We start from the raw sequence: 26,498 nt of genomic DNA, 5'->3' as shown, positions 1-26,498 counted from the left end.
GTGCAAAAGCACGTAAAACTCAGCAAGACGCGAATAAAAATAATATTGAGGAGAACAAGTAATGTCGTTCTTTATTGCCAGTTCACCGCATGCTCATAATCGCCGAAATACGGCTGATCTTATGAAATGGGTAGCTTTGTGTGCCATACCAGGTTTAATAGCCCAAAGCTATTTCTTCGGTTGGGGAACGTTAATTCAACTTGTATTCGCTATCATCGTTGCGGTATCACTTGAATTCACGGTGATGCTGATTCGTAAACGCTCTCCAATGCGTGCACTTCGAGATAATAGCGCTATAGTAACCGCTTGGTTACTCGCGATTTCAATCCCACCTTGGTCGCCTTGGTGGCTCATTGTCATTGGTTTGTTTTTTGCGATCATAGTCGCTAAACACCTCTATGGGGGCATTGGTCAAAACCTATTTAACCCGGCAATGGTGGCTTATGTCGTCTTACTGATCTCATTTCCTGTTCAAATGACCAGTTGGAGTGCACCCGTATCGTTGATCACTCAACATACAGGGTTTATTGATACTTTTTCACTGATTTTTACCGGTTATAACTTCGATGGCCTCTCACTACAGCAAGTTCGCTCGGGCGTTGACGGGTTTACCATGGCAACACCACTGGACACCTTTAAAACAGGACTAATGAGTGGCTCAACACCGAGCGAGGTTCTCACACAACCTATCTTTGATGGCTTAGCTGGTGTCGGTTGGCAATGGGTTAATATTGCTTACTTTATCGGCGGCGTCATTATGCTCAAAAAGCGTATAATCCAGTGGTATATTCCCGTTGCTTTCCTCGCTAGCCTAGTATTATTTAGCACCATATTTAGCCTCATTACTCCTGGGGAAACAGCATCGCCTCTCTTGCACCTTCTATCCGGTGCCACAATGCTAGGCGCTTTCTTTATTGCAACGGACCCAGTGTCTGCTTCCACAACGGTCAAAGGCAGACTCATTTTTGGTGCCCTTATTGGCGGATTAGTCTTTATTATTCGTAGTTGGGGAGGTTTCCCAGATGGCGTCGCATTTGCTGTGCTTATTGCTAATATGTGTGTTCCTCTAATCGATTATTACACCAAACCAAGAACTTACGGTCATTGAGGCAAACATGTTAAACGCTATTAGAAAAAATGGGGTAACGCTAGCGATCTTCGCTTGTGCTACAACAGGAGTTGTCGCATTAACCCAATACCTGACTAAAGACCAAATTAAACTTCAAGAGCAAAAGCAGTTACTATCGTTGCTCAATCAGGTTATTCCAGAAAATATCCACGATAATAATTTGGTAACCTCTTGTCGATTAGTATCTGCGCTGGAGTTAGGGACCACACACTCGATGCCCGCTTACCTCGCGACCAAAAACGGTCAACCTGTAGCACTAGCGATTGAATCCATTGCTCCTGATGGCTACAACGGACAGATTAAAATCCTAACGGGCATTAATAACCAAGGGAAAATCCTCGGTACTCGAGTTTTAAACCATCAAGAGACCCCAGGACTTGGTGACAAAATCGACCTGCGGATTACAGATTGGATCTTAAGCTTTACCGGAAAACAAGTCACAGAAAATAACTGGAATAGCTGGCATGTGCGTAAGGATGGTGGCGATTTTGATCAGTTTACCGGTGCCACGATTACTCCACGTGCAGTCGTCAAAGCCGTAAGAAATACGGTAGATTACGTGAACAAACACCGTGATGAAATCAACCGTCAGTCATCAGACTGTTATGGAGAAAACCATGAGTGAAAATAAGCAACTGATGAAAAATGGCTTGTGGAGTAATAACCCAGCCTTAGTACAATTACTCGGCTTGTGCCCCTTATTAGCGGTATCATCAACCGTTACCAACGCTCTGGGCTTAGGTATTGCAACTCTACTCGTTCTGGTTGGCTCTAATGTAAGCGTCTCTTTAATTCGTAATTTTGTGCCAAAAGAGATCAGAATACCTGTCTTTGTCATGATTATTGCCGCATTAGTGACCTGCGTACAACTGTTGATGAACGCCTACACATATGGTCTCTACTTGTCACTTGGTATATTCATTCCCCTCATTGTGACTAACTGCATCATCATTGGTCGAGCAGAAGCATACGCATCCAAAAATGCGGTCCTTCCTGCTGCCCTAGATGGTCTGTGGATGGGGTTAGGTATGACCTCAGTGTTGGTTGTACTCGGTGCGATACGAGAATTATTAGGCAATGGAACACTGTTTGATGGTGCAGACCTTTTAATGGGTGAATGGGCTTCAGTACTTCGCCTGCAAGTTTTTCAGTTTGATAACAGCTTTTTACTGGCATTACTACCACCTGGCGCTTTCATCTTTGTTGGCTTTTTAATCGCCTTTAAGAATATGATTGATAACTCTTTCAAAGCTCGCCAACCAAAAAAAGATAAGCCATCCATCGAAAGAGCTCGCGTAACAAACGCTTAATTAACCCTAATGCAAAAGCTCTCCTATCTGGGGAGCACCTTTCATCAGCCTGTAAATGGTTAGTGAAATTGGAAGCCGACAATGAATAAAACGAAAAGAATTGAAATCCTTGAGCGATTAAGAGAGAACAACCCTAACCCTCAAACCGAGCTAAACTGGGAAACACCTTTTGAGCTTTTAATCGCTGTACTGTTATCTGCACAAGCAACCGATGTCAGTGTTAACAAAGCCACAGATAAGCTCTACCCTGTCGCTAATACGCCGCAAGCTATTTTTGATTTAGGTGTTGATGGCCTCAAAGAGTATATTAAAACCATCGGCTTATTTAACTCGAAAGCTGAAAATACCATCAAAACTTGCCGCATCTTACTAGATAAACACGACGGGCAAGTACCTGAAAATCGGGAAGCTCTAGAAGCTTTACCTGGAGTTGGCCGAAAAACCGCGAATGTCGTTCTCAATACAGCATTTGGTTGGCCAACCATCGCGGTCGACACCCACATCTATCGTGTTTCAAATCGAACGAAATTTGCTATGGGTAAAACCGTTGACGATGTAGAAGAAAAGCTGCTAAAAGTCGTCCCAAAAGAGTTTAAACTCGATGTGCATCACTGGCTTATCCTTCATGGTCGCTACACCTGTGTAGCAAGAAAACCGCGCTGTGGCAGTTGTATCATTGAAGATCTATGCGAGTTCAAAGAAAAAATTTATCCAGATAGCTAGGGGCTGCTGACCCTAACCAGAGATAAAACCTAATTAACTACCATCGTTGGGAGCAACACTATGTCAAACGGTCGAATTCTTCACACTATGCTGCGTGTGGGTGATTTAGAAAAATCAATTAAATTTTACACTGAAGTGATGGGAATGAACCTCCTCCGCACTAACGAAAATCAAGCCTATGAATACACCCTTGCATTCTTAGGCTACGGTGATGAGTCTGAGGGAGCAGTGATTGAACTTACCTATAACTGGGGAACGACAGAATATGATCTTGGCAATGCCTTCGGGCATATTGCCATTGGGGTTGATGATATTTACTCAACTTGTGACGTAATCAAAGCTGCTGGCGGCAATGTGACTCGAGAGCCAGGTCCAGTAAAAGGCGGCAGTACCCATATCGCTTTCGTTAAAGATCCAGACAATTACATGATAGAGCTTATTCAAAATAAACAAGCCAGTGCGGGATTAGAAGGCTGAGTCCATTAGCTTAATAAAAAGCTATAAACTTAGTAAAATATCTTAGCGAAAAAAGAACCATTCGCTGCAAAAAACCACTCGATAGGTCAATAAATTAGGCAGGCTCATGATGGCTTGCCTTAATTTTATAAAGCTTTCACAGAGGAAAAACCTCAAGAGGCGCGGTTCACCAAGACAAACTCGACTACATGGGTTGCATTATTTAACCCACTTCTCCTTCCCCTTAGAAAACATTATATCGAAGAACGCCCCAAAGATATTACCACTCGACGATTCTTATCTTTACCTATCGGCGAAGCATTATTCGCAATCGGTCTACGTTTACCATAACCGTGAACGCGTATCCTATCTTCTGCCAACCCTAACGATTGGAAATACTCACGCAACGTTTCTGCCCGCCTTTCGGAAAGATTTTGGCTCACGCTTTTGCTTTCCGTTGCATCGGTATACGAAGCCACCAGCACGAGATCAATATCTTGATTATGTTTGATATAGTCAGCAATCTGCGTCAAACGTTTCTTAGAAGCTTTCGTGAGTTGATCGCCTTGGCGTTCGTAGTGAAGAATAGTAAATGAGATATCCTCAAAGCTATATTTCAATAGGTTAGAAATACAATCACTAAAAACTTGGTATTTTTGCTGAAACAGCACTGAAGAAAGCGCCACTTCTATTCGCTGATCTCTACTCTGCCAATCTTGATAACTGAATGTTGGGTATCGACCTTTTTCTAATTCTGCTAGCATTCCCCAAGCCGTTTGCCCTCCGACATAACCATCAAACTGTTTGAAAAACTTCAAACTGCTCATTCGATCAGCATGATCACCAGGACGCCATGCTGGTGGCATAGAAATAAGGCTGACGTTACGTGTTTCGCCCATTGGTCGACGCATTTTCAATTCAAAGTCTAAGTTGATTTTCTTACTGGCATGAGACGAAAAAACAGCATCTCCAAAGCCTGGAATAGGATGGACTAACTGACATTCCAGTGGAGTATTTTTAACCATACTCCACTCGGATTGTTGTGGAGTTGCAACATAATGCTGGCCCGTAGAAGCAAGACAGCTTCCACTGAGAACAGAGAAGAAAACAACACGAATGAGAGACCAATTGTTCATTTCAATCCTATTTTTCAAGTGGCAGTAATTTGCCGCTTATTGACATTTAATACAACATATACCCAAATAACTTCGAGAAGTCAGCCTCGAGAAATTAGCCATGCCCAAGAGTAACGCGATGTAACACCTTAAGATCATGATAATAAGCAATATACAAGCCAACATTAGGCTCATTCACTATCAAAATAGAGAATCCACCAATTGCATAACGATTAACCCAAGTGACCTCAATACGCTTGGGGATATAGAAAAGTCAATTGAGCATTTCTCTTAAATTGCGGTTTTTCTCATTGAGAGAATCTGTAATAATGCCAGCTTGGTCACACAAAATTAAGCTAATATGATATTAGAAAATGAAGCCTTAACCTTGAAGAAACGATTTCGCGGCTATTTCCCTGTTGTTGTGGATGTAGAAACCGCGGGGTTTAATGCCAAAACAGACGCACTACTTGAGATCTGTGCCGTCACTTTGCGTATGGATGAAAATGGCGAACTCCATCCAGCTTCAACAATTCATTTTCATATCGAGCCTTTTGAAGGGGCCAACCTCGAAAAAGAAGCGTTAGAGTTCAATGGGATACGTGACCCTTTCAGCCCGTTACGAGGAGCCGTAGCGGAACAAGAAGCATTGAAAGAAATCTATAAGCTTATCCGCAAAGAACAAAAAGCAGCAGACTGCTCTCGAGCCATTATGGTGGCACACAATGCTGCCTTTGACTTAGGCTTCGTTAATGCTGCTAACGAGCGCTGTAAATTGAAAAGAGTTCCTTTTCACCCCTTTGCAACTTTTGATACCGCAACCCTCAGTGGCCTAGCTTATGGACAAACTGTTCTTGCGAAAGCCTGTAAAACAGCCGGAATGGCCTTTGATAATCGAGAAGCGCATTCTGCTCTTTATGATACACAAAAAACTGCAGAATTATTCTGTGGCATCGTCAACAAATGGAAGGCCTTAGGCGGTTGGCCGCTGGTTGACGAAGAATAATAAAATAAACACAACATATTAGGAAAAGTATGAATCCTGTCGTTATATCCGTATGCGTAATGCTTGTATTAGCGTTAATGCGTGTAAATGTCGTTGTTGCACTTACATTTAGTGCAATTATTGGTGGCCTTGTGGCCGGAATGAGCCTTGGTGATACCGTCACTGCATTTGAAAGCGGCCTAGGTGGTGGTGCGACCATTGCTCTAAGCTATGCTATGTTGGGTACGTTTGCTGTTGCCATCTCTCGCTCTGGTATTACAGATTTACTTGCTAAAGCCGTGATTAAACGTCTAAATGGCAAAGAAAATGCTGCCTCTGCGACTGGTCTTAAGTACTTAGTATTAGTTTGCTTAGTTTTAGTCACTATGTCATCTCAGAATGTGATTCCGGTACATATCGCCTTTATTCCCATTTTAATTCCACCTCTTCTAGGCGTGTTTGCAAAATTAAAACTGGACCGTCGTCTGGTTGCTTGTGTGCTGACCTTTGGTCTTATTACACCATATATGGTCTTACCCATTGGTTTTGGCGGTATTTTCCTTAATAACATCCTGCTAAAAAACTTGCATGAAAATGGCCTTGAGAGCGTGGTGGCAAGTCAAGTCCCCACTGCGATGTTACTGCCAGCTGCAGGTATGTTATTTGGTCTAGCAACAGCTATATTTGTGAGCTACCGTAAACCTCGCCAATACAAAGAAACAGAGTTAACCGTTGTAGACCAATCTGATGCCAAGCTGAATAAAAAGCACCTCGCTGTTGCCGTTGTTGGTATTATTGCAGCACTCAGTGTGCAACTTTATACTGGTTCGATGATCATTGGTGCCCTTGCTGGTTTTATGGTGTTTACCTTTGGTGGGGTCATTGCTTGGAAAGAAACTCATGATGTGTTCACCAAAGGTGTCAACATGATGGCCATGATCGGATTTATCATGATTGCGGCCGCAGGCTTCGCAGCCGTCATGAAACAAACAGGTGGTGTTGAAACTTTGGTTGAGTCCTTGTCTACCAGTATCGGGGACAATAAACCATTAGCGGCCCTATTAATGCTTGTCGTCGGACTTTTAGTAACCATGGGGATTGGCTCTTCGTTCTCAACCATCCCTATTTTAGCAACGATTTACGTGCCACTGGCTATTGCATTTGGCTTCTCTCCTATGGCAACAATCGCCCTTGTAGGAACAGCTGCAGCACTGGGTGATGCAGGCTCCCCGGCTTCGGATTCAACACTTGGTCCAACCTCTGGATTGAATGCAGATGGCCAACATGAGCACATTTGGGATACCGTTGTACCAACTTTTATCCACTACAACATCCCGCTGATTGTTTTCGGTTGGATTGCCGCAATGGTACTTTAGAGCTCGCTATCTAGTATCAGCCTATCAGCGCCTCACTACATCGTAACCAATAACAAAAAAGCCACTCTATCGAGAGTGGCTTTTTCTTGAGGATCATTTAGAAACTACTGAGAAGGCATATTATTCACGATACACTCACGAATTGCTTTCAACGTAGTCTCAGTCGATAAGTAATCAACTTCGATAGGAAAATAGGCGTCATTTATCTGTAGCACCAAACTTGGGTAAGTACTAACACCCAAGCTTTTAGCAAAACTCAGTTGGTCTTCAAATACCCCTTCCAACAAGCTACCATCCATATCGTTTTTAAACTGCTGTACATTGAGCCCAATTTCTTTCGCTAATTGCAGTAAAGTGGCTTCTTCATGTGGAGGTAATGCTCGTAGGTAATAAGCATGCTGGATCGCTTCAAGCATCTGCTCATAGGAGTCTTGAAAGCCAGCAGCAATAACAGCTCGACAAGACTGGTAAGTGCTCCTAACCGGTGTGCATAGCGTCCAAAAATCATAATTAAATTTGGTTCCCAACTGACGCTCGATTTGTTTCCAAATATTCTCAATTCTATGCTGCATTTCTGGCGGCATTGGTAAATTTGAATCCGGAGCAAGCCCCCCCAGCACATATTCAAACTGAATCACACCTGGTAACTGCTGCTTCAGTTTATCTATCGTGGGCTTGTAGCCCCAACACCAACTGCACATAGGATCATGCACATAATAAAGCTTTATGCTCATTTTAAAACCAAACCCATTAAACTTATAAACTTGCAGCAAACTCCGCATTAAAATGACAGCAAAGTGGCGACAAATTTAGTACTTCTTTACCGCGATAAAGTTGAGTATATCTTAATGGACTGCAAGACGCTTCTTTAAATAGGTAAACACAAACAAAAACTGACAGGTAGATATACTAAAATTTTAGGTGAGATAGCAATACGTTGATGCAGAAAAGCAGCCCCTTTCCTTAATTTAAAAAATAACATTATTAAATAGACACTTAATAAATAAAATCAACAAAAGGGTAGGCATAGTAGTGACGAAAATTTTAGTCATTACTGATTTAACTATCTAATAGCAATAGAGAACTCGACTTCATGAGCGCTTTGATAGTATTCAAAGTCTGTTGTGTATGCTCATTCATATAGGCAATTTTCAGAACTAAAATAACTCCAAAATTCACCTCAAAGATCTATAACTGCTTGTGGCATTTCACCGCTCGTAGAAAAGTTACGTATTTGCCAGAGGTAATATTCACTTTTACAGAGTCTGGTAATACTTCTGGTGGTAACGTATCCGCACAAGCGATAACGTCAAAAGCCCCCGTAAAATCAGACTCATAATTTGCATATATGACAAAAAACTTTTGATTTTTTATTTCATTTTGGATCTGCATTTGTGTAAACTTTACCCAAAATTCTTCAATTTTTGCAACAAATCTTTTTAATCGCTTACATATAAACACTCCATCGTAGGCTAGCCCCTATAACGAAACTTACCTATCTCTCACCCTCTAAATACGCCTGTCACAGCAATTATTCATTAGTGAAAATAGATTTATTCAATGTGTTCAATGCAAATTAATTCAGTCTCTCTAGCTGATAAAGTCATATGTGTTAAGCCACATAGGTACCTTCCTTCACCCAAAGGTTGGTTGTGCTTGCATGTTGCACATACTCCAAAAGTATGCCGACGACTTTCTGTTTGAATGGAACGCAACAAGCTTTGTAATTGGTTCTGCAATGCTAGAACATCGAGTTCTTTTACGTTCAATTTGCTACTTGTAATAACACGTTGCATCAAAGGTGGGGGGAATATGTCTTTGATTAGCTTTTTGCCTTGTAAAGAAACGACCAAATGAGAGACTCTTTTATCTTCAATATCAGTTTCTTTAGTTAAATAACCTTTCGTTTCAAGCACTTTAAGGCTCTGAGAAACCGTCCCTTTGGTCAAGCCCAAATATTCAGTAACCGCTTTAGGCGTGTCTGAAAACCGATTACAAATTGATAAATAATGTAGGGCTTCAAAATGGATAGGTTGAAGTCCATAGGGAGCCAAGTCGGCACGCACTTCATTTCTGAGGAGGTTACCGATTCTGTCTAGTAGGTGATATAAGAGTTCAGTATTCATGAATTAATAGTATCGACTAAAAACAATATTGACAAGTAAGTTTTATCCAGATAGCCTTACTGGTATCGAGTCGATACTAAAAGGCAAATACAATGAAAACTTCCAAACTTAGTCTATCAATACTAACCATTTCTCTGGCTATGAGCTCTGGACACTCCTTTGCACACTCAAATCATACTGGAGGCATTAAATCTCAGCAGAGTCCAAATACTTTGGCACCATTTGATATTATCCACACTAAAATTTCTATAAAAAACAATATTGTAACTTTCCATATGGCAGTTTCGGAGAGGGCTGGTGAAATCAAACCTACATCAACAGGTAAATTAGCAAGCAGTGAAGTATTTTCGTATGTTTGGCCAACAACAGTAAACAGTGGTCAAGTCGGCTTTGAAGATAATGCAGGTATATTGGCATTAGCCGTAACTTCTCATCCAGACTTTGATGATACTCCGCTGTATGATGAAAATGGCGATGGTGATAAGACCAATGATGGTAATGTCTGGCACACTCATTGGGTAGTATTAGAACCAAATGAACAGTGTGGGCCAGGTGCATTAGGTGTCGTTGATATCCCAGACGGAACATCCCCTACATTACCAAAAACTTGGCCTGGCTTACCCATATTAATAGACAGTCCTGACTATAAACCTAACTTTGAAGGGAATACTTTGAATGTGAGTGTACAACTTGAAAACGCAGAGGTATTTAAATTAGCAAAATTTGATGGTGTGACGTCAGGCCTTAGAGTCAATGCAAGTGCTCATTCACCCTTACTCTGTGTAGTTGACGTTTTTGACGTTGCATCAGGCGATTTGTCACTACCCGGAAAAGTGAATCAATAAGGAACCCTCTATGCATCAATATCCAGTAGCACCAGAGCTAACCGTCTCTCATTGGTTAAATACTGACTCACCTTTATATCTTAGCGAATTAAAAGGGAAAGTAGTCGTTATCCATACATTTCAAATGCTTTGCCCTGGTTGTGTAAGTTATGGCCTACCACAAGCGGAAAAACTAACACATTTTTTCCAGCAAGAAGATGTCGTTGTGATTGGCTTACATACGGTTTTCGAACATCATGAAGCAATGCAGCTTGAATCTCTTAAAGCCTTTGTTCATGAATACCGTCTGAGTTTTCCTATTGCCGTAGATGCTCCATCGAGTAACTCAATTCCCATAACAATGGGAGAATATCAATTAGCTGGAACACCTTCATTAGTTATTATTGATAAAAATAGCAAAATTCGTTTCACTCACCATGGAGCAATCGATGATATGCTTGTTAGTAAAATCGTGTCATCACTAGTACTTGAAACAAATTCAGTAAATAATGATATTGAATTAGAGGCAACTACCTCAACGCCTAAGCAATCTGATCGTATAAGGTGTTCAGTAAACTAAGAAGCAGAGAAAACAAAAGGAGCCATTTTTAGGCTCCTTTTATATTTTTCTATTAAGGGGATTGAATTACTCTGCATCACCTTCTGTGCGAGCTGCAGCTTCTTTAATTAGAGGCTGTAACTCGCCTTTTTGGAACATTTCCAAAATGATGTCACAACCGCCAATTAACTCACCTTCAACCCATAGTTGTGGAAATGTTGGCCATTGTGCGTATTTTGGCAGTTCAGCACGAATGTCTGGGTTTTGCAGGATGTCTACGTAAGCAAACTTCTCACCGCATGCCATCAATGCTTGCGAAGCCTGTGAAGAAAAGCCGCAACTTGGTAATTTAGGTGAACCTTTCATGTACAACAGAATTGTGTTTTCTGAGATCTGTTGTTTAATTTTATCGATAGTTTCCATTGCTTCCTCGATTCATTGATTTATCATTTCAGTATCGCCTCATTTTACTCAATAACCACAGAATAAAAACCATATAATTGCTAAGACTTAAGATTCGTTTCTCTAAAAAATTTCTATATCAGGGTTTTAATAAAGTAAAAACTTGCTAAAATAGCTACAAGCCAGCGTTATCGGCGATATAATTAAAACACTGGAAGCAATAGAAAGTTAATCCTTTCATATATACGGAGAATCGAGCAATGGCATTTGAACTACCAGCTCTTCCTTACGCGAAAGACGCACTAGAACCACACATCTCTGCTGAAACTCTAGATTTTCACCACGGTAAGCATCACAACACTTACGTTGTTAAATTAAATGGTCTTATACCTGGTACTGAGTTCGAAGGCAAAACTTTAGAAGAGATCATTAAAACTTCTACTGGTGGCGTATTCAACAATGCAGCACAGATCTGGAACCACACTTTCTACTGGCACTGCCTAGCTCCAAATGCTGGTGGTGAACCAACTGGTGCCGTTGCTGATGCAATCAACGCAGCATTTGGCTCTTTCGAAGAGTTCAAAGCTAAGTTCACTGACTCAGCTATTAACAACTTCGGTTCATCATGGACTTGGCTAGTTAAAAAATCTGACGGCTCTCTAGACATCGTTAATACTTCTAACGCTGCTACTCCTTTAACAGATGAAGGTTCTACACCACTTCTTACTGTTGACCTATGGGAACACGCATACTACATCGACTACCGTAATGTGCGCCCAGATTACATGAATGGCTTCTGGGCTCTTGTAAACTGGGATTTTGTTGCTGAGAACCTAGCAAAATAATTGGGGTTTTCACAGATTCAATTTAATCTTATTTAAAAGCTCACTTTTTAGTGGGCTTTTTTCATACTCCTATTTAATTCCTGTTTTGACTAAAGTTCTTCTGCTTAATGCCGTTACTAAAATATTAAGTGAGGAACGCTATGCAAATTCATAAATTAGACAAAGCCGCAATTATTAATGAGCTGCAGTTTGGGAGTGGTATTAGTCATGCTATTCAAGAAGGCCGTCGCTCTGATTTTGCCCTCATTTTATCTCTATTTTCCAATGATATTAGGGATGCGGTTCCTATTGAAAAAGTTGAAGCTCACGAACTTAACGAGCAATTGCTAAGGGCTCAACTTGGAGTACCTCAATCTCAAACACTTCGTTCAGAAAGCAATAGTTATGAAATTGCAAAAGAACAAGCCAAGCAGTTCCACCAGGGTGGGCTTCTTTCCGCTAAACTGAATCATTATTTGAAACCAGAAGCTCTTGCGTACATGCCTGAAGGCACATTTGATTTACCAGAAGATGTTTACCAAAATTTATCAGGTCACGAACGACGTTCTCTCAGTCAACCAGAAAAAAGTGCACTTTCTTACGGTGAATTACATAACAAATTGATCACAGCACAGCGCCTACAACAAATGCAAATACAAGTATAGAGATCGTCTTTTACTCATCATTTTGCATTCAAACGAACGCTTAAGTGTGATGCCTTACAAAAAGCATAATAATTATTCATACCGAACAACGTTTATTTGAAGTTTTTCACACTGAAGTAAAATAAATGCAGCCATGATGTATCCATCAAACTTATTATGCATCAAGAATAAAGATATTATGGATATTAAAGAATCAACGATTATCATTACATCTGCTGGTTCCATCATTGGTCGCACTTGTGCTAATCATTTTGCCCACCTTGGTGCAACGTTGATTCTCTGTGATCAAAGCTTGTGTGCTTTGCAAACTACCTATGATCAAGTTCGCTCAACATCAAGTAAAGCCTATGCAATGAAGGTCTGCAGTCATAGTACGACTTCAATCAAACTTCTCTTCGATCAAATAGAATTAGAATTAGGCGAAACACCCGATGTCATCATTAATTGCTGGACAAGTTCCCCTATGCCAAGCTTAATGTCTTCAGAACCAACGAGTGTTTACCTTAGTTATTTCACTGATGCTACTCGTTTTCTTTATACCTATGGACAAGTAAGTGCGGAGCGATTTCATATAAGTAAGAAGAAAGGAGTGATTGTAAATGTGGTTTCCCATGATAATCACGATGACTTAACTGGGGTTGAGAGTATGACTGCTTTAGTCTGTGGATTAACCCACAGTTGGGCAAAAGAGCTATCCGAGTTCAATATTCGGGTAGGTGGCGTCATTCCAGCAACTCATCACACTGAAGAAAGCATTAATGCACGACACTGGGCTCAAGTACAGGACGAGCTCGTACGTAATACTGCTTACATTATCTCGAATGATTATTTTAGTGGTCGTGTAGTCACAACTGAAGTCTAAAGCACTAGGCACTGATATTTTTTAATTAAACGTCTTTTTAAACTTCGCTTAAAGCATTTAATATGTCTGCCCTTGAAAGACCTAGTTTGGTTTTCATACCAATACCAATACCAATACCAATAATAAACGTACTAGCACACCCACAGTACCGTTTATATTTCGAACTAAAAAAAAACCCCGGACAAATGAACCGGGGCTTAGTTTTAATTTGAACAATCTGCTTGTCTTAAAAACTCAGCTTATGCGTCCATCTTTTCTTTTTTAGTTGCTGGTGCTTCTTGATCTGCTTTCTTCTTGATAACAGTAGTACCTTCGAACGTTTCACCTTCAACAAATGGCTTGCCGTAGTAAGACGCACGAAGTACTTCTTTAAGCTCAGAAATTAATGGGTAACGAGGGTTTGCACCAGTACACTGGTCATCAAACGCTTCAACCGCAAGTTCATCAAGCTTAGCAACGAAATCGGCTTCCGCAACACCAGCTGCTTGGATAGAAGCTGGGATGTCTAGGTTTAGCTTCAGCTCTTCCAACCAACCTAGTAGACGCTCGATCTTCTGAGCGGTACGGTCACCCGGTAAGCTGAGACCAAGGTGATCAGCGATTTCCGCATAACGACGGCGTGCTTGTGGGCGGTCGTATTGTGAAAACGCAGTTTGCTTAGTTGGGTTATCGTTCGCGTTGTAACGAACAACGTTAGCAATCAGCAATGCATTCGCCAAACCGTGTGGTAAGTGGAACTCAGCACCAATCTTGTGCGCCATAGAGTGACAAACACCTAGGAATGCGTTTGCAAACGCGATACCAGCGATAGTTGCCGCGTTGTGCACTTTTTCACGAGCAATTGGATCATTTGCACCGTTAGCGTAACTCGAAGGTAAATACTCTTTTAGCATCTTAAGTGCTTGTAGAGCCTGACCATCAGAATATTCATTCGCTAAAACTGATACGTAAGCTTCCAGAGCATGAGTTACGGCATCATAACCACCAAACGCGGTTAAAGACTTAGGCATGTTCATTACAAGGTTAGCATCGACGATGGCCATGTTTGGCGTGATTTCGTAGTCAGCGAGTGGGTACTTAGCCCCTGTTTTGTCGTCTGTAACAACAGCGAATGGCGTAACTTCTGAACCTGTACCCGATGTTGTAGTGATACACACAAGCTCTGCTTTTTGACCCATTTTAGGGAACTTGTAGATACGTTTACGGATATCCATAAAGCGCATAGCCAGTTCTTCGAAGTGCGTATCTGGGTGCTCATACATTACCCACATAATTTTTGCAGCATCCATTGGAGAACCACCACCCAACGCAATGATAGTGTCTGGCTGGAAGCTCTTCATCGCTTCGGCACCTTTCTCTACAACCGATAGTGTAGGATCCGCTTCTACATCAAAGAATGTTTGCACTTCCATACCTTGAGCTTTAAGCAAGCTCACTACGTCATCAGCGTAGCCGTTGTTGAATAGGAAACGGTCAGTCACTAGGAATGCGCGCTTTTTACCTTCTAGGTCGCTAAGTGCAATTGGAAGGCTACCACGACGGAAGTAGATAGACTTAGGTAGTTTGTGCCACAACATGTTTTCAGCTCGCTTCGCTACGGTTTTTTTGTTGATTAGGTGCTTAGGACCTACGTTCTCAGAGATAGAGTTACCACCCCATGAACCACAACCTAAAGTTAGAGAAGGTGCAACGTTAAAGTTATACAAGTCACCGATACCACCGTGAGTCGTAGGGATGTTGATAAGGATACGAGCAGTCTTCATCTTGTCACCGAAGTAACGGATGCGGTCTGCGTTAACGTCTTGGTTAGTGTATAAACCAGACGTGTGACCGATACCACCAATCTCAACCATAGTTACCGCTTGAGCAACAGCATCTTCGAAGTTGTCAGCACGGAACAAACCTAGAGTTGGAGATAGTTTCTCGTGTGCAAATGCGTCATCAAACGAAACTTTACCCAAGCCTTCACCAACCAGAACTTTAGTGTCTGCTGGCACTTTTACACCTGCCATTTCAGCGATAGCTGGAGCTGGTTGGCCAACAATCTTCGCGTTTAGTGCGCCATCGATAAGAAGTACTTTACGAACTTTCTCAGCTTCAGCTTTGCTCAATACGTAAGCTTTGTGAGAAGCAAAACGCTCTTTTACTTCGTCATAAACTTCATCAACAACGATAGCCGCTTGCTCAGAAGCACAAACAACACCGTTATCAAACGTTTTAGACATGAGGATAGAAGCAACAGCACGTTTAATGTCTGCCGTTTCATCAATAACAACAGGAACGTTACCCGCACCTACGCCAATGGCAGGTTTACCAGAGGAGTACGCCGCTTTCACCATACCTGGACCACCAGTAGCAAGGATAAGCGCGATATCATCATGCTTCATTAGAGCGTTTGAAAGTTCAACTGATGGTTGGTCAATCCAACCGATGATGTCTTTTGGTGCACCTGCGGCAACCGCAGCATCTAGAACAAGTTTCGCTGCATTGTTGGTAGAATTCTTAGCACGTGGGTGTGGTGAGAAGATGATTCCGTTACGTGTCTTAAGAGAGATAAGAGACTTAAAGATAGCCGTAGAAGTTGGGTTCGTTGTTGGTACGATACCACAGATGATTCCTACTGGCTCAGCGATGGTCATTGTGCCTAGATTATCGTCTTCTTCAAGAATGCCACACGTCTTTTCGTCTTTGTATTTGTTGTAGATGAATTCAGAAGCAAAGTGGTTCTTAATGACTTTATCTTCCACAATACCCATGCCCGATTCTTCAACAGCTTGTTGTGCTAGTGGGATACGAGCTTGGTTAGCAGCAAGAGATGCTGCACGGAAGATTTTATCTACTTGCTCTTGGGAGTATGTTGCGAACTCAGCTTGCGCTTTCTTAACGCGAGCGATCATTGCATCTAGTTCAGCCATATTCGTTACAGGCATAGGATTCTCCTAAATTTAATAAATATTAAAAACTTTTTATTAAGGCGATTGCTTGTATTTCCTACTGCTAATCAGTATCTAAACCAGCGACTTTCTTAGTAAACTGCTTTCAGAATTGATTATAATATTTCATCAAATGAAATATATTGACTTGGATCAGCTCCAACCTTCGAAGCAAGACTAAAATAGAAAAATGAGAACCAAAAATTAAAGCACTGTTTTAAATAAAGAAAAAACCTTTCTCCTTTTGAGGCAAAAATCATGGATAACTTTCTTAAATAAACACAATCAAATAAAATTGTAATAAAATTACAAAAAAACAATTAAATAAATTACAAAACAAGAATTAGATGCATATGATATTTAACCTTATACTACGTAGGACATTTTTATTTTAAAAAAGTGTGCTGGTGCTAACGTTTAGAGTAAATTGTCATACGAAAAACAGCGTACCTTAAGGTAAATTGAATAGACAAAGACTTTAGGATTAGTTTTTCTTACCAAGAATGGCCCATATACTTTAGTTTTTTTCACTTTCTACTTTGACCATTTTGTCTTACATTACTCAGCCAAATAACCCCACTTTTGTCTATGTTAAATATTAACGAGTAACCCACATGCAAACTATTGAGTTAGCTATCTTTCTTCAATTCTTTTTAGGCTTAGTCGCCGCGGTTAACCCCGTAGGAATTATGCCAGTTTTTGTGTCATTAACAGGCCACATGACGCCAGAAGAAAAACGAAAAACTGCAACTACTGCTAATATTGCTGTTGCTGTCATCTTGATCATCTCTCTATTTGCTGGTCAAATTTTGTTGGATATGTTCAGTATTTCTTTAGACTCTTTTAGAGTTGCTGGTGGTTTGCTGCTATTAAGTATTGCTTTCTCAATGATGAGCGGTAAGCTCGGTGAAGATAAGCAGAATAAACAAGAAAAAACCGAGTACGTAAGCCGAGAACAAATTGGTGTTGTACCTCTTGCTATGCCGTTGATGGCAGGGCCAGGCGCTATAAGCTCGACCATCGTTTACGGCGCTCGCTACCCTAGCGTACTTGATACTGTGGGCATTAGTATCACTATTGCGGTGTTTTGTTTCTGTTCTTGGATGCTGTTTAGATCTGCGCCTTTGATTGTACGCTTTTTAGGTCAAACAGGAATCAACGTCATTACTCGTATCATGGGGTTGATACTTGGCGCTCTAGGAATTGAGTTTATTGCCAATGGGTTACGAAATCTATTTCCGGGATTAGCCTAAATTTTTATTATGAATCTGGTATGATGTTGTTACTCATTTATTTAACTTTGACTACGCAACATCATGCTAACTAAATCACTGAGACATCGTCTGTACGTCATTATTTTTGGCACACATACTCGTGCAGGACGTATATTTGATATCGGTTTAATTATCGCCATTTTCGCCTCCCTCGTCGTCCTAACTCTTGAGTCACTGCCTTCAATTATGGCTGACTGGTCCACTCAATTACGATATACCGAGTACACTTTCACCGCTTTATTTACAATTGAATACTTCCTCAGGCTTTATTGCTCACCAAAGCCAAAAGCATATGCAACCAGTTTTTATGGAGTTGTCGACCTGCTCGCGATTTTACCAACCTACATTGCCCTGTTCTTCCCTGGTGCCTCTTTTATGGGTGTAGTACGGCTGCTGCGTGTCATGCGTATATTTCGAATACTTAAATTAGTTCGCTATCTTCAAGACTCTAATATCCTTTTGCGCTCACTACTTATGGCACGCAGAAAGATCCTGATCTTTTTTAGCACAGTAGGCATCTTAGTCACTATTTTGGGCGCTATTATCTTCGTAATTGAAGGGCCACATAACGGTTTTACAAGTATCCCAAAAAGTATCTATTGGGCTATCGTGACAATCACAACAGTGGGTTATGGTGATATGGTACCACAAACCGATCTAGGCAAAGCTATTGCTTCTTTAACCATGCTGCTAGGTTACTCAATTCTGGCCGTGCCAACCGGTATCATTACTGCGGAGCTCAGCAATGAAATGAATGCTCACAAAACGCTAGTAAAATGCCCGAATTGTAATCGTGCTGGGCATGAGTCTGATGCAATGTATTGCAAACACTGTGGTGGAGAATTATCTGATCCTGATAAACGTATCGTAAAAGTGTGAGTGGAGGGTAACTTTTAGCTCTTTACTTGGGCCTCCCATTATATAACCACGAAAGTAAATTAAGGCGCTCCAAAAAGAGCGCCTAATTAAAGCGTTAAACTAACTGATTCGGTGCCTCTATACATGTACCACGTAACTTCAGGAGCTTGGAGAGACCCTGAATATATTGATACTTACGCTTTCTGGGCAAGAATGATACGCAATGTACGACGCAACGGCTCTGCCGCACCCCATAACAATTGATCGCCTACGGTAAACGCGTTGAGGAAGTCATCTCCCATGGTCATTTTACGTAAACGGCCAACTGGGATAGATAAAGTCCCCGCCACTTTTGTTGGAGTGAGTTCTTGTACTGTAATATCACGCTCATTTGGAATCAATTTCACCCAATCGTTGTGAGTAGCAATGATTTCTTCAATCTCATCCATTGGTACATTTTGCTTGAGCTTAATCGTCAAAGCTTGGGAATGACAGCGCATTGCACCAATACGTACACAGGTTCCATCAATTGGTACAGGCGAATCTTGTAGCCCTAAAATTTTGTTGGCTTCCACACCCGCTTTCCATTCTTCCTTGCTTTGACCGTTGTCACGCTTAACATCAATCCATGGAATCAAAGAACCAGCTAAAGGCACACCAAACTTATCGGTAGGAAAAGAAGAGCAACGCATGGTATCTGTCACTCTTTTATCGATCTCAAGAATCGAACTGGCAGGATTAGCTAATCTGGAACTGACTGAGTCATTAATCACACCCATTTGCGCAATCAGCTCACGCATATTTTGTGCGCCGGCACCTGAAGCTGCTTGGTAAGTCATAGCACTTGTCCATTCAACAAGCCCTTTTTTGAATAAACCGCCTAATGCCATTAGCATCAAACTCACGGTACAGTTACCACCTACAAAAGTATTAGTACCTGTATCAATGCCTTGCTGTATTTGAGCAAGGTTAACCGGATCAAGTGTAATAATAGATCCTTCATCCATACGTAATGTTGAAGCCGCATCAATCCAATAACCTTTCCAACCCGCCTTTCTCAAAGCTGGATAAACTTTCTCAGTATAACTACCGCCTTGACAAGAAATAACAGCATCAAGTTTTTTCAGGCTGTCAATATCAAAAGCATCTTGAAGTAAACCAGCCTCTTGGTTTTGCTGGCTAGGTGAGAATATTGGAGCAGGAATGCCTATTTGTGATGTACTAAAAAAGACAGGCTCAATCAAATCCAAGTCATTTTCTTCCACCATGCGTTGCATTAGAACGGAACCAACCATACCACGCCAACCAACTAAACCTACTTTCATCGGATTAACTCTCCATGTTTATTTTAAATAGTTCTTTCCATAGTTCATTTTTCACAACAAAATCTCAAGCTCTAATTCATAAATCAGTACAACTTTTCAAGCGCGATCTCCTATTATCCGCTCAATGTATTTTTAATCACAATTGACGTCATCTAAAACCACATTTTAAATACATATTGATCACATAAATGCACATTAATTACCATTAAATTTAATATAAAATGTCATTTAATTTTACAAAATGTGCATTTTAGAGATTAAAATCAAGATAACGCACCAAATGTTCGAAATATAAGTTTTGTTAATGTATGTTATGCCCGATTACAACAAGGAGCGTCTATCCTCAATAGCTCCCCTAATGACAGAGGCATATATGCAACAAGTAACACCCCGCCTACCCAGTCTGATACAAGTCTTCATTTCTCTGGGCTTGTTCCTTCTTTTGGCATTTTCATTTACTTCCAAATTAGAGCTTCCTATTCAGCTCGCGCTCTATATTGGTTGGTTTATTATCATGCTATTGGGCCTGAAGCTTGGACATAAATACAAAGATCTAGAAAAAGCCGCATTAAATGGAATTTCTAATGGCTTAGGAGCGGTATTAATTCTTCTTGCTGTTGGTGCTCTAGTCGGCACATGGATCTCAGGTGGGATTGTACCAACAATTATCTACTATGGATTAAAAGCCATCCATCCCTCAATCTTTCTTCTTGCCACTATGGTGATCTGTTCTTTAACTGCATTAGCAACAGGTACCTCATGGGGCTCAGCGGGTACTGCAGGGATCGCGATGATGGGGATTGGTCAAGGCCTTGGTGTTCCTGCGCCAGTAACAGCAGGTGCGGTTCTTTCAGGGTGTTACTTTGGGGATAAGATGTCTCCACTCTCTGACTCCGTGATTTTGGCTTCTTCCATGTCCAATGTTGAAGTCATGGAACACATCAAAGGGATGCTACCAATTGCTCTGATCAGCTACATTATCACTGGCATTATGTTTACAGCGTTTGGTTTTCACTACGCAGGGAATATAGACATGAGCCAAGTTGATTCAGTCATTCAAGCAATGGACCAACAATTTTATATTACTCCTTACTCTTTTGTTCCAGTTATCATTGTGTTAGCGTTACTTGCGATGCGCATGCCATCATTCCCTGTTATCAGTTTTGGCTCATTACTTGGTATTATTTGGGCAGTGATGATCCAGGATGTTAATTTCCTAACTGCATTTAATACAGCTTGGGCTCCTTATAACATAAGCTCTGGCGTTGACTTTATTGACTCAATCCTTAATCGAGGCGGTATGTCTTCAATGCTTGGCTCAGTCGCCGTGATCGTATTTGGTCTTGGCTTTGGTGGCTTGCTTGATAAAGTAGGCGTTCTTGAGACCATCGCTAAACTATTTGAAAGAAGTGTTCAAAGTGCAGGGTCACTATCGCTTACGACCATTATGACTGCCTTCATGGGTAACATCTTCGGTTCGGCAATGTATGTATCACTGATACTAACACCTAAGATCTGTGCGAAAAACTATGACCGTTTAGGCTACAAGCGTAAAAATCTTTCCCGTAATGCAGAGTTCGGTGGGACACTGACATCAGGTATGGTGCCTTGGAGTGACAACGGCATCTATATGGCAAGTATTCTTGGCGTTGCTACTCTTTCGTATGCACCATACATGTGGCTAAGCTTCGTGTGCATCGGTGTAACTATCATCACCTCATACGCAGGTTGGTTTGTCGACAAATGTGAGCCAGTATCACTCAATAAAAAACAACCTGAAGCCGAGTCCACACAACAAACGGCCTAATGTAAATTAACTTGATAGTCTATCTTAGAAAAAGGGCCATTGATTCGGCCCTTTTCTTTATCCATAACTTGGCATCTCTCGACACCGCTTTGAATTCATTTATTAAAATTTATCTATACGTTCCATCTCTTTCGTGGCGTAAGTAATAGTATGAGCAAGGGTTTGACTTAAGACATCAAGGTGCTGTTCAGTAAGCTCTTGTTGATTTTTCAACAGGAGCTCAATATCAGCAGCAACACGTTGTAATGGTATTGCTCCTAAGCTGCCAGCAACACCTTTTAAACTATGAGTGATACGTTGAGCTTGTTCTATATTCATATCAACCAATAACAGTTGTTTAAATTTTCTGCTATCTTCAGAATGATCTTCAATAAATACTCCTAGCAGCATCTTAACGGCCTCTTTATCACCAGACAACGATTCCAACATCTTGTTGATATCAATGTATGGTGCATCAGCACTTTCTGCGGGTTCGGCTAATACAACTCCCTCCGTAGGTGTTTTAACCTTAGGTTTAGAATATGGCTTTTCTATTTCATGTTGATCAACTTTATATTTAACCGACACACTATTACGAGAGGCAATGTTAATATTTGTGGTGTCTTGATATGATGTTGCAGACTCTTTAAGGTCGGAAACGGGCACAATATCACTATCTGACGGTAAATCAAATTGACTGTGATTCTTGGGAGCTCTCATTACTGGCCAGAGCAAACCAATGACAAAAATAACACTGATTACTACCAATGCATTTATATAAAGCTTCAATCTTTGTTCTAATGCTTGCATCACAGCATCAAACTGCTCAGTAATATCAGATTCAAATATATGACCGATTAAATGATGACTTTGAGCATAAATCGCCAATACGTTTGAGGTTTCTGATAATCTACGCTGAAAGCTTCGTTGCTCACTACTGACCAAATTTTTTGATGCCTTAAACATTTGATCTAATTGCTGATATACATTCGAATTACTAGTAGATTCCCTGAATATAGCTTCAAGCATTAATGCTTCTAGCTGGTAATACATTATATTCAGAGAAGGAGAATTATCTTTCAAAAGACGGCTTTCGTAAATCTGATTAGTAAAGTTAACTAAATCTTCATCACTACTGACAAAGTCATACGCTCCTTCGAGAAACCGCTTTGTTGTGTAAATAAGCTGAGTTAAATCAAGGTCAGCCCAACCTTTCCCACTTTTATTTTCCAGTTGAAAAAGAATTTTCTCAACCTGCTGCAGTTGATTACTCGTTCGTTCAGAATAATGTAAGCGATGAGGGGTCCCAAACACAAATATGCCACGGACATCATCAATGCCTCGATGTAGTTCTTCGAGCGTACCAATGGTACGAATAGTTTGCTGAGTTTGTATCCAGATTCCTGCAGTAAGGACGCACCAGATCACAAATAAAAACAACACACTTTTTTTAATCCCTGTTTTGATTTGCTGCAACATCCATTCCTCAGCTATCTAACTCATTTGTAAGAATATACTATAATCGAACGTCTTCAAGACGAACGTACTACAATGCTCCAAACTTATAAGGGTTAGTGATAATTTTCAGGGGCAAATCACTCACCTGCTCGATTTAAATTAAAAAGAGAGCTCATCGCTCTCTTTATTTTCATATCAATGCCTCATGCAGGCTTTTAGGAACCTTTAGCTTCGACTCAACTGATCTTTTAAATTTGGAGGTGTGCCTTTAATCGTCAATGTGTCTGTTTCTGGATCATAGAAAATACGCTCTCCCAAAAGTAAACTGTCAAAACTAATGTTCAAACCACCACCAGCGCCAACAAACTTGGTCAGCTTACGTACCGTCGCACGATCGCCCGGAAAAGAATCTTCCAAATCATAACCTTGCTCTTTAGTGAAATCGACAAAGCTCGTACCTTCTCGGCTCACTGGAAGTTCACTCGATAGCTCAATCACTTGCACTTCATCGCCCGACTTTATCTGGTCATTACAATAATTGTAAACTTGCTTTTTATACTCATTCGACTCTTGCTTTTCTAACTTAGAGTCGGCGCAAAAATCTTCCACAGCTTGCATCAAAACCTGATTTTGGAGCTTAGTATCAAGACCTACATCAGCTTGTAAAAAATCTAAAAAGAAATCTGAAACTTTACGTCCGACTCGCCCTTTGATGTAAGATAAGTAGCGATTTGAATCTCGATCAGTATCGTAACTCGATAGATCAATGCGTGCTGCAATATCCATTTTTGTAATATCGAGGTAATCTGTCGCACTGATATCCAGACCTTCTGTTACTTTCAAACTTTGGTTCATTGGCAAAATCCCAATAAACAAATAATCCGTGGCTAAACTTTGATATTGCGCGAAGACAAGAATACCTTCGTCAGCAAAAGGGTATTTAATGAGTTCTTCTTTCAATCGATTTGCACTAATTTGTGAGAATTCATAAAAATTTCGATCTCCTCTGCGCATTTCTTGAAGCCAATACTGAAATTCACTGTCTGATTGGAAAGAGCCAAAGCCTTTACCTGCTTTGGCATGAAAAACCCGATGCAATTCAGCAACGAGGTTTTCAGTAGACTGATTATTTTCTAAAGAACTTGGGCGCAGTTTAACGATCAATTCGTCCTGCTCATTTTTGCACAATTGATGCAAAATAACGTGTGAAAGATGAAGGCTCATTATGATTTTATCTTGCTACAAGGTTTAAGTTGTTAGGCATTGTAGGTTATCATAAGAAGCTTTTACTATCATTATTAGAGTCTTTATGCCGATTACATCAAAATATACTGACGAACAAGTGGAAAAAATTCTTGCTGAAGTAGGTGCTGTTTTAGAGAAACACGCCGCCACTCCTGAGCTAACACTCATGATTGCAGGAAATATCGCAACCAATGTCTTAAATCAAAAAGTTGCACCTTCACAACGCAAAGCAATTGCTGAAAAATTTGCCCAAGCACTTATATCTTCACTTGAAGTGCCGAAAACCCACTAATAACAGGAAATAGAGCACATAAATGGTAGACAGCGGAAACTCATATGGTGAACGTGTATCTCGACTAGTCGGTTGGGGGCATTGGTTTGCATTCTTCAACATCGTTATCTCAATGTTGATAGGAACACGCTACATCGCTCAATCACCTTGGCCTGAAACTTTTCTTGGTCAATTTTATTTAGCGATTTCTTGGGTGGGCCATTTTGGCTTTTTGATTTTCGCTCTCTACATACTGGTTCTATTTCCATTAACCTTTATCTTACCAGCTAGGAAGTTTTTTCGGTTTATGGCGGTTGTCTTCGCCACAGTCGGACAAACGGCATTATTGATTGACACTCAAACGTATCAATCGATTAACCTACATTTAAACCCGGTCGTATGGGAAGTGTTATTTAGTGAGAGTAACAGCCCTTTCAGCAAAGACCTTCAGCACCTGTTTGTGGTAATGCCACTAATTTTCCTTACTCAACTCGCACTCTCTGAATGGATTTGGCGTAAGCAACGTAAATTGTCACATACACATATTGGCCGCCCACTCGCGACGGTCTTTTTCTTGTGCTTTATTGCCAGTCACCTAATTTATATGTGGGCTGATGCACAGTTCTACTCACCGATAACCAGCCAACGAGCTAACTTTCCTCTATCTTACCCAATGACAGCCAAGAGCTTCATGGAGAAGCACGGTTTGTTTGACCGTGCAGAATATCTAAAACGTCTCGAAGAAAATCAAGTCAACGTAGACTTAGTCAGGTACCCTATTGAAAAGATTGAATTTAACCGCCGGGGCAACAAGCTAAATGTCCTAATTATCAATATTAATAACCTTCGTGCGGATGCACTCAACGCAGCTGAAATGCCGAGTTTATACAAGTTTGCCCAAAACAATCAAAGCTTCAATAACCATTACAGCTCGAGTAATGATAGCTATGGCACGTTTGGTCTGTTTTATGGCCTACCGAGCAGTTATGCCAGCAGTATTAAAGCCCAAGATAGTTCACCAGTGTTACTTAGCACATTAAAAGACCAAGGCTATGATTTTGGCCTATTCAGTGGCAGCGGTTTTGAAGATGACTTATACCCAGAGATTATCTTTCGTAACTTCGGTTTAGCAGCAACACTTGATGGAACTCAAACTAAAACCGACCAAGACGCAATCTTCGCTTGGGAGCAATGGCTTGAGAACGACGCTAAACGTCCTTGGTTCAGCTTCATTGAAGTCACTGCGATTGATAACTTTGATTCGAGTGTTGGGGCCAAAAATAAAAACAGTTCAGCCAGTGAACGTTTCAAACAAGCTTATGAGCAAGCGGTTAAAATGGCAGATGGCACAGCCGCGTCGATCTTTACCCAGTTGCAAGAAAATAATTTACTTGATCGTACCATCGTGATCATTACTTCAAATCACGGTAGTGAATTTAATGAGACCAAAACTAATAGCTGGGGAGCAAACAGTAACTACAGCCGATACCAACTGCAAGTGCCAATGATCATTCACTGGCCAGGTAAAGTTGCTGCTGAGTACGATCATAACACCAGCCATTTGGACATGTCTGTAACCTTATTACAGGATATGCTTGGTGTATCATCCAACCCTACTGATTACAGTAGTGGTCGTAACTTATTTGATGAAAGCCGTCGCCGCTGGATTCTTGCCGGTGATACCCGAGAGATAGCTTTAATCACGGATACGCAAACAACGGTGGTGGATAAATTTGGTAACTATAAGTTGTATAATAATGACTACCAACGTTTGCGTAAAGATTCACCTAAGCTTCCTGTGTTAATGCAAGGATTAACCGAGCTGCAACGTTTCTACACCAAATAGCGCTTTATCGCGCCTCGCAGTGAATAGCTTCTAGGCGCTGACTTGTTTTTTGCACGAAACACCACAAAAGCGAACAAGAAATAGGCAAACAATACATTTAAGGGTTTACAAGCTTTTCAAAGCCTTATATTATCTGCCCCACAAAA

25 protein-coding genes and 1 pseudogene are annotated in these 26,498 nt (G+C 40.9%); 17 read left to right on the top strand and 9 right to left on the bottom strand.

Annotation, left to right across the window (positions count from 1 at the left end):
- Positions 1-61: 61 nt before the first annotated feature.
- The 5 genes from rsxD (at position 62) to gloA (ending at position 3,639) form a co-directional block, all read left to right on the top strand.
- Positions 62-1,108, top strand: a complete 1,047-nt coding sequence (rsxD, locus tag VSA01S_RS17105; protein WP_039981940.1) for an electron transport complex subunit RsxD — start codon at positions 62-64, stop codon at positions 1,106-1,108.
- A 7-nt stretch (positions 1,109-1,115) separates the two neighbouring features.
- Entirely contained in the window at positions 1,116-1,754 is a 639-nt protein-coding gene (gene rsxG, locus VSA01S_RS17100) for an electron transport complex subunit RsxG (RefSeq protein ID WP_039981939.1), read from the top strand.
- Positions 1,747-2,439 carry an electron transport complex subunit E gene (locus tag VSA01S_RS17095; RefSeq protein ID WP_039981938.1) on the top strand — a complete coding sequence of 231 codons (693 nt, stop codon included), beginning with the start codon at positions 1,747-1,749 and terminating at the stop codon, positions 2,437-2,439. Before rsxG ends, VSA01S_RS17095 begins: the two co-directional genes overlap by 8 nt.
- Positions 2,440-2,520: 81 nt before the next feature.
- On the top strand, positions 2,521-3,162 hold the full coding sequence (gene nth / locus VSA01S_RS17090; protein WP_039981937.1) for an endonuclease III: 642 nt from the start codon (positions 2,521-2,523) through the stop codon (positions 3,160-3,162).
- A 60-nt stretch (positions 3,163-3,222) separates the two neighbouring features.
- On the top strand, positions 3,223-3,639 hold the full coding sequence (gene gloA / locus VSA01S_RS17085; RefSeq protein ID WP_039981936.1) for a lactoylglutathione lyase: 417 nt from the start codon (positions 3,223-3,225) through the stop codon (positions 3,637-3,639).
- Positions 3,640-3,872: 233 nt separating this feature from the next.
- Here gloA and motY read toward each other — a convergent pair.
- Positions 3,873-4,679, bottom strand: a pseudogene (gene motY / locus VSA01S_RS17080) (flagellar protein MotY); the annotation flags it as partial.
- A gap of 415 nt (positions 4,680-5,094) precedes the next feature.
- On the opposite strand from motY, the gene rnt reads away from it, so the two are divergent.
- Both rnt and VSA01S_RS17070 read left to right on the top strand, forming a co-directional pair.
- The gene (gene rnt / locus VSA01S_RS17075; protein WP_021707915.1) at positions 5,095-5,739 is read left to right on the top strand and encodes a ribonuclease T; all 645 of its coding nucleotides are present in this window, start codon (positions 5,095-5,097) and stop codon (positions 5,737-5,739) included.
- A gap of 29 nt (positions 5,740-5,768) precedes the next feature.
- On the top strand, positions 5,769-7,094 hold the full coding sequence (locus VSA01S_RS17070) for a Na+/H+ antiporter family protein (protein ID WP_039981934.1): 1,326 nt from the start codon (positions 5,769-5,771) through the stop codon (positions 7,092-7,094).
- Positions 7,095-7,198: 104 nt separating this feature from the next.
- Here the strand turns inward: VSA01S_RS17070 and VSA01S_RS17065 are convergent, their stop codons facing one another.
- The 3 genes from VSA01S_RS17065 to VSA01S_RS17055 all read right to left on the bottom strand — a co-directional run bounded on the left by VSA01S_RS17065 (position 7,199) and on the right by VSA01S_RS17055 (position 9,220).
- The gene (locus VSA01S_RS17065) at positions 7,199-7,828 is read right to left on the bottom strand and encodes a DsbA family protein (RefSeq protein ID WP_039981945.1); all 630 of its coding nucleotides are present in this window, start codon (positions 7,826-7,828) and stop codon (positions 7,199-7,201) included.
- A 454-nt stretch (positions 7,829-8,282) separates the two neighbouring features.
- On the bottom strand, positions 8,283-8,555 hold the full coding sequence (locus tag VSA01S_RS20370) for a GyrI-like domain-containing protein (protein WP_227739631.1): 273 nt from the start codon (positions 8,553-8,555) through the stop codon (positions 8,283-8,285).
- A 92-nt stretch (positions 8,556-8,647) separates the two neighbouring features.
- Positions 8,648-9,220 carry a MarR family winged helix-turn-helix transcriptional regulator gene (locus tag VSA01S_RS17055; RefSeq protein WP_039981933.1) on the bottom strand — a complete coding sequence of 191 codons (573 nt, stop codon included), beginning with the start codon at positions 9,218-9,220 and terminating at the stop codon, positions 8,648-8,650.
- A gap of 92 nt (positions 9,221-9,312) precedes the next feature.
- Here VSA01S_RS17055 and VSA01S_RS17050 point away from each other — a divergent pair, with 92 nt between their 5' ends.
- Positions 9,313-10,065 (top strand): hypothetical protein, encoded by a 753-nt coding sequence (locus VSA01S_RS17050; protein ID WP_039981932.1) that lies wholly within the window; start codon positions 9,313-9,315, stop codon positions 10,063-10,065.
- Between the two features lie 10 nt (positions 10,066-10,075).
- Complete coding sequence (locus VSA01S_RS17045) at positions 10,076-10,624, top strand: peroxiredoxin family protein (RefSeq protein ID WP_039981931.1); 549 nt, start codon at positions 10,076-10,078, stop codon at positions 10,622-10,624.
- Between the two features lie 66 nt (positions 10,625-10,690).
- On the opposite strand, the gene VSA01S_RS17040 is transcribed toward VSA01S_RS17045, so the two are convergent.
- Positions 10,691-11,026, bottom strand: coding sequence for a Grx4 family monothiol glutaredoxin (locus tag VSA01S_RS17040; protein ID WP_039981930.1), 336 nt, complete (start codon positions 11,024-11,026; stop codon positions 10,691-10,693).
- 239 nt (positions 11,027-11,265) lie between these two features.
- Here VSA01S_RS17040 and sodB point away from each other — a divergent pair, with 239 nt between their 5' ends.
- The 3 genes from sodB (at position 11,266) to VSA01S_RS17025 (ending at position 13,356) form a co-directional block, all read left to right on the top strand.
- Positions 11,266-11,850, top strand: coding sequence for a superoxide dismutase [Fe] (sodB, locus tag VSA01S_RS17035; protein WP_039981929.1), 585 nt, complete (start codon positions 11,266-11,268; stop codon positions 11,848-11,850).
- A 140-nt stretch (positions 11,851-11,990) separates the two neighbouring features.
- Positions 11,991-12,494, top strand: coding sequence for a VC2046/SO_2500 family protein (locus tag VSA01S_RS17030; RefSeq protein WP_039981928.1), 504 nt, complete (start codon positions 11,991-11,993; stop codon positions 12,492-12,494).
- A 178-nt stretch (positions 12,495-12,672) separates the two neighbouring features.
- Positions 12,673-13,356, top strand: a complete 684-nt coding sequence (locus VSA01S_RS17025) for an SDR family oxidoreductase (protein WP_039981944.1) — start codon at positions 12,673-12,675, stop codon at positions 13,354-13,356.
- 239 nt (positions 13,357-13,595) lie between these two features.
- On the opposite strand, the gene adhE is transcribed toward VSA01S_RS17025, so the two are convergent.
- A complete protein-coding gene (adhE, locus tag VSA01S_RS17020; protein WP_039981927.1) occupies positions 13,596-16,286 on the bottom strand; it encodes a bifunctional acetaldehyde-CoA/alcohol dehydrogenase in 2,691 nt (896 codons plus the stop codon).
- 617 nt (positions 16,287-16,903) lie between these two features.
- Between adhE and VSA01S_RS17015 the strand changes: the two genes are divergently transcribed.
- Together VSA01S_RS17015 and VSA01S_RS17010 are read left to right on the top strand one after the other, a co-directional pair.
- A complete protein-coding gene (locus VSA01S_RS17015) occupies positions 16,904-17,542 on the top strand; it encodes a YchE family NAAT transporter (protein WP_039981926.1) in 639 nt (212 codons plus the stop codon).
- A gap of 63 nt (positions 17,543-17,605) precedes the next feature.
- Complete coding sequence (locus VSA01S_RS17010) at positions 17,606-18,442, top strand: ion transporter (protein WP_039981925.1); 837 nt, start codon at positions 17,606-17,608, stop codon at positions 18,440-18,442.
- A gap of 173 nt (positions 18,443-18,615) precedes the next feature.
- Here the strand turns inward: VSA01S_RS17010 and asd are convergent, their stop codons facing one another.
- The gene (gene asd, locus VSA01S_RS17005) at positions 18,616-19,746 is read right to left on the bottom strand and encodes an aspartate-semialdehyde dehydrogenase (RefSeq protein ID WP_039981924.1); all 1,131 of its coding nucleotides are present in this window, start codon (positions 19,744-19,746) and stop codon (positions 18,616-18,618) included.
- A 373-nt stretch (positions 19,747-20,119) separates the two neighbouring features.
- Between asd and nhaC the strand changes: the two genes are divergently transcribed.
- On the top strand, positions 20,120-21,553 hold the full coding sequence (gene nhaC, locus VSA01S_RS17000; protein WP_039981943.1) for a Na+/H+ antiporter NhaC: 1,434 nt from the start codon (positions 20,120-20,122) through the stop codon (positions 21,551-21,553).
- Positions 21,554-21,655: 102 nt separating this feature from the next.
- On the opposite strand, the gene VSA01S_RS16995 is transcribed toward nhaC, so the two are convergent.
- Together VSA01S_RS16995 and yejK are read right to left on the bottom strand one after the other, a co-directional pair.
- A complete protein-coding gene (locus VSA01S_RS16995) occupies positions 21,656-23,011 on the bottom strand; it encodes an Hpt domain-containing protein (RefSeq protein WP_083932268.1) in 1,356 nt (451 codons plus the stop codon).
- A 204-nt stretch (positions 23,012-23,215) separates the two neighbouring features.
- On the bottom strand, positions 23,216-24,214 hold the full coding sequence (gene yejK / locus VSA01S_RS16990; protein ID WP_039981923.1) for a nucleoid-associated protein YejK: 999 nt from the start codon (positions 24,212-24,214) through the stop codon (positions 23,216-23,218).
- A gap of 85 nt (positions 24,215-24,299) precedes the next feature.
- Here yejK and VSA01S_RS16985 point away from each other — a divergent pair, with 85 nt between their 5' ends.
- A complete protein-coding gene (locus VSA01S_RS16985; RefSeq protein ID WP_039981922.1) occupies positions 24,300-24,527 on the top strand; it encodes a YejL family protein in 228 nt (75 codons plus the stop codon).
- 22 nt (positions 24,528-24,549) lie between these two features.
- Positions 24,550-26,352 carry a DUF3413 domain-containing protein gene (locus tag VSA01S_RS16980; RefSeq protein ID WP_039981921.1) on the top strand — a complete coding sequence of 601 codons (1,803 nt, stop codon included), beginning with the start codon at positions 24,550-24,552 and terminating at the stop codon, positions 26,350-26,352.
- Positions 26,353-26,498 lie beyond the last annotated feature (146 nt).

Source organism: Vibrio sagamiensis NBRC 104589 (genome assembly GCF_007990935.1).
GTDB classification, from domain to species: Bacteria; Pseudomonadota; Gammaproteobacteria; order Enterobacterales; family Vibrionaceae; genus Vibrio; species Vibrio sagamiensis.
Note: the sequence above shows the minus strand (reverse complement) of the source record. Positions and strands in the feature narration are given on the sequence as shown.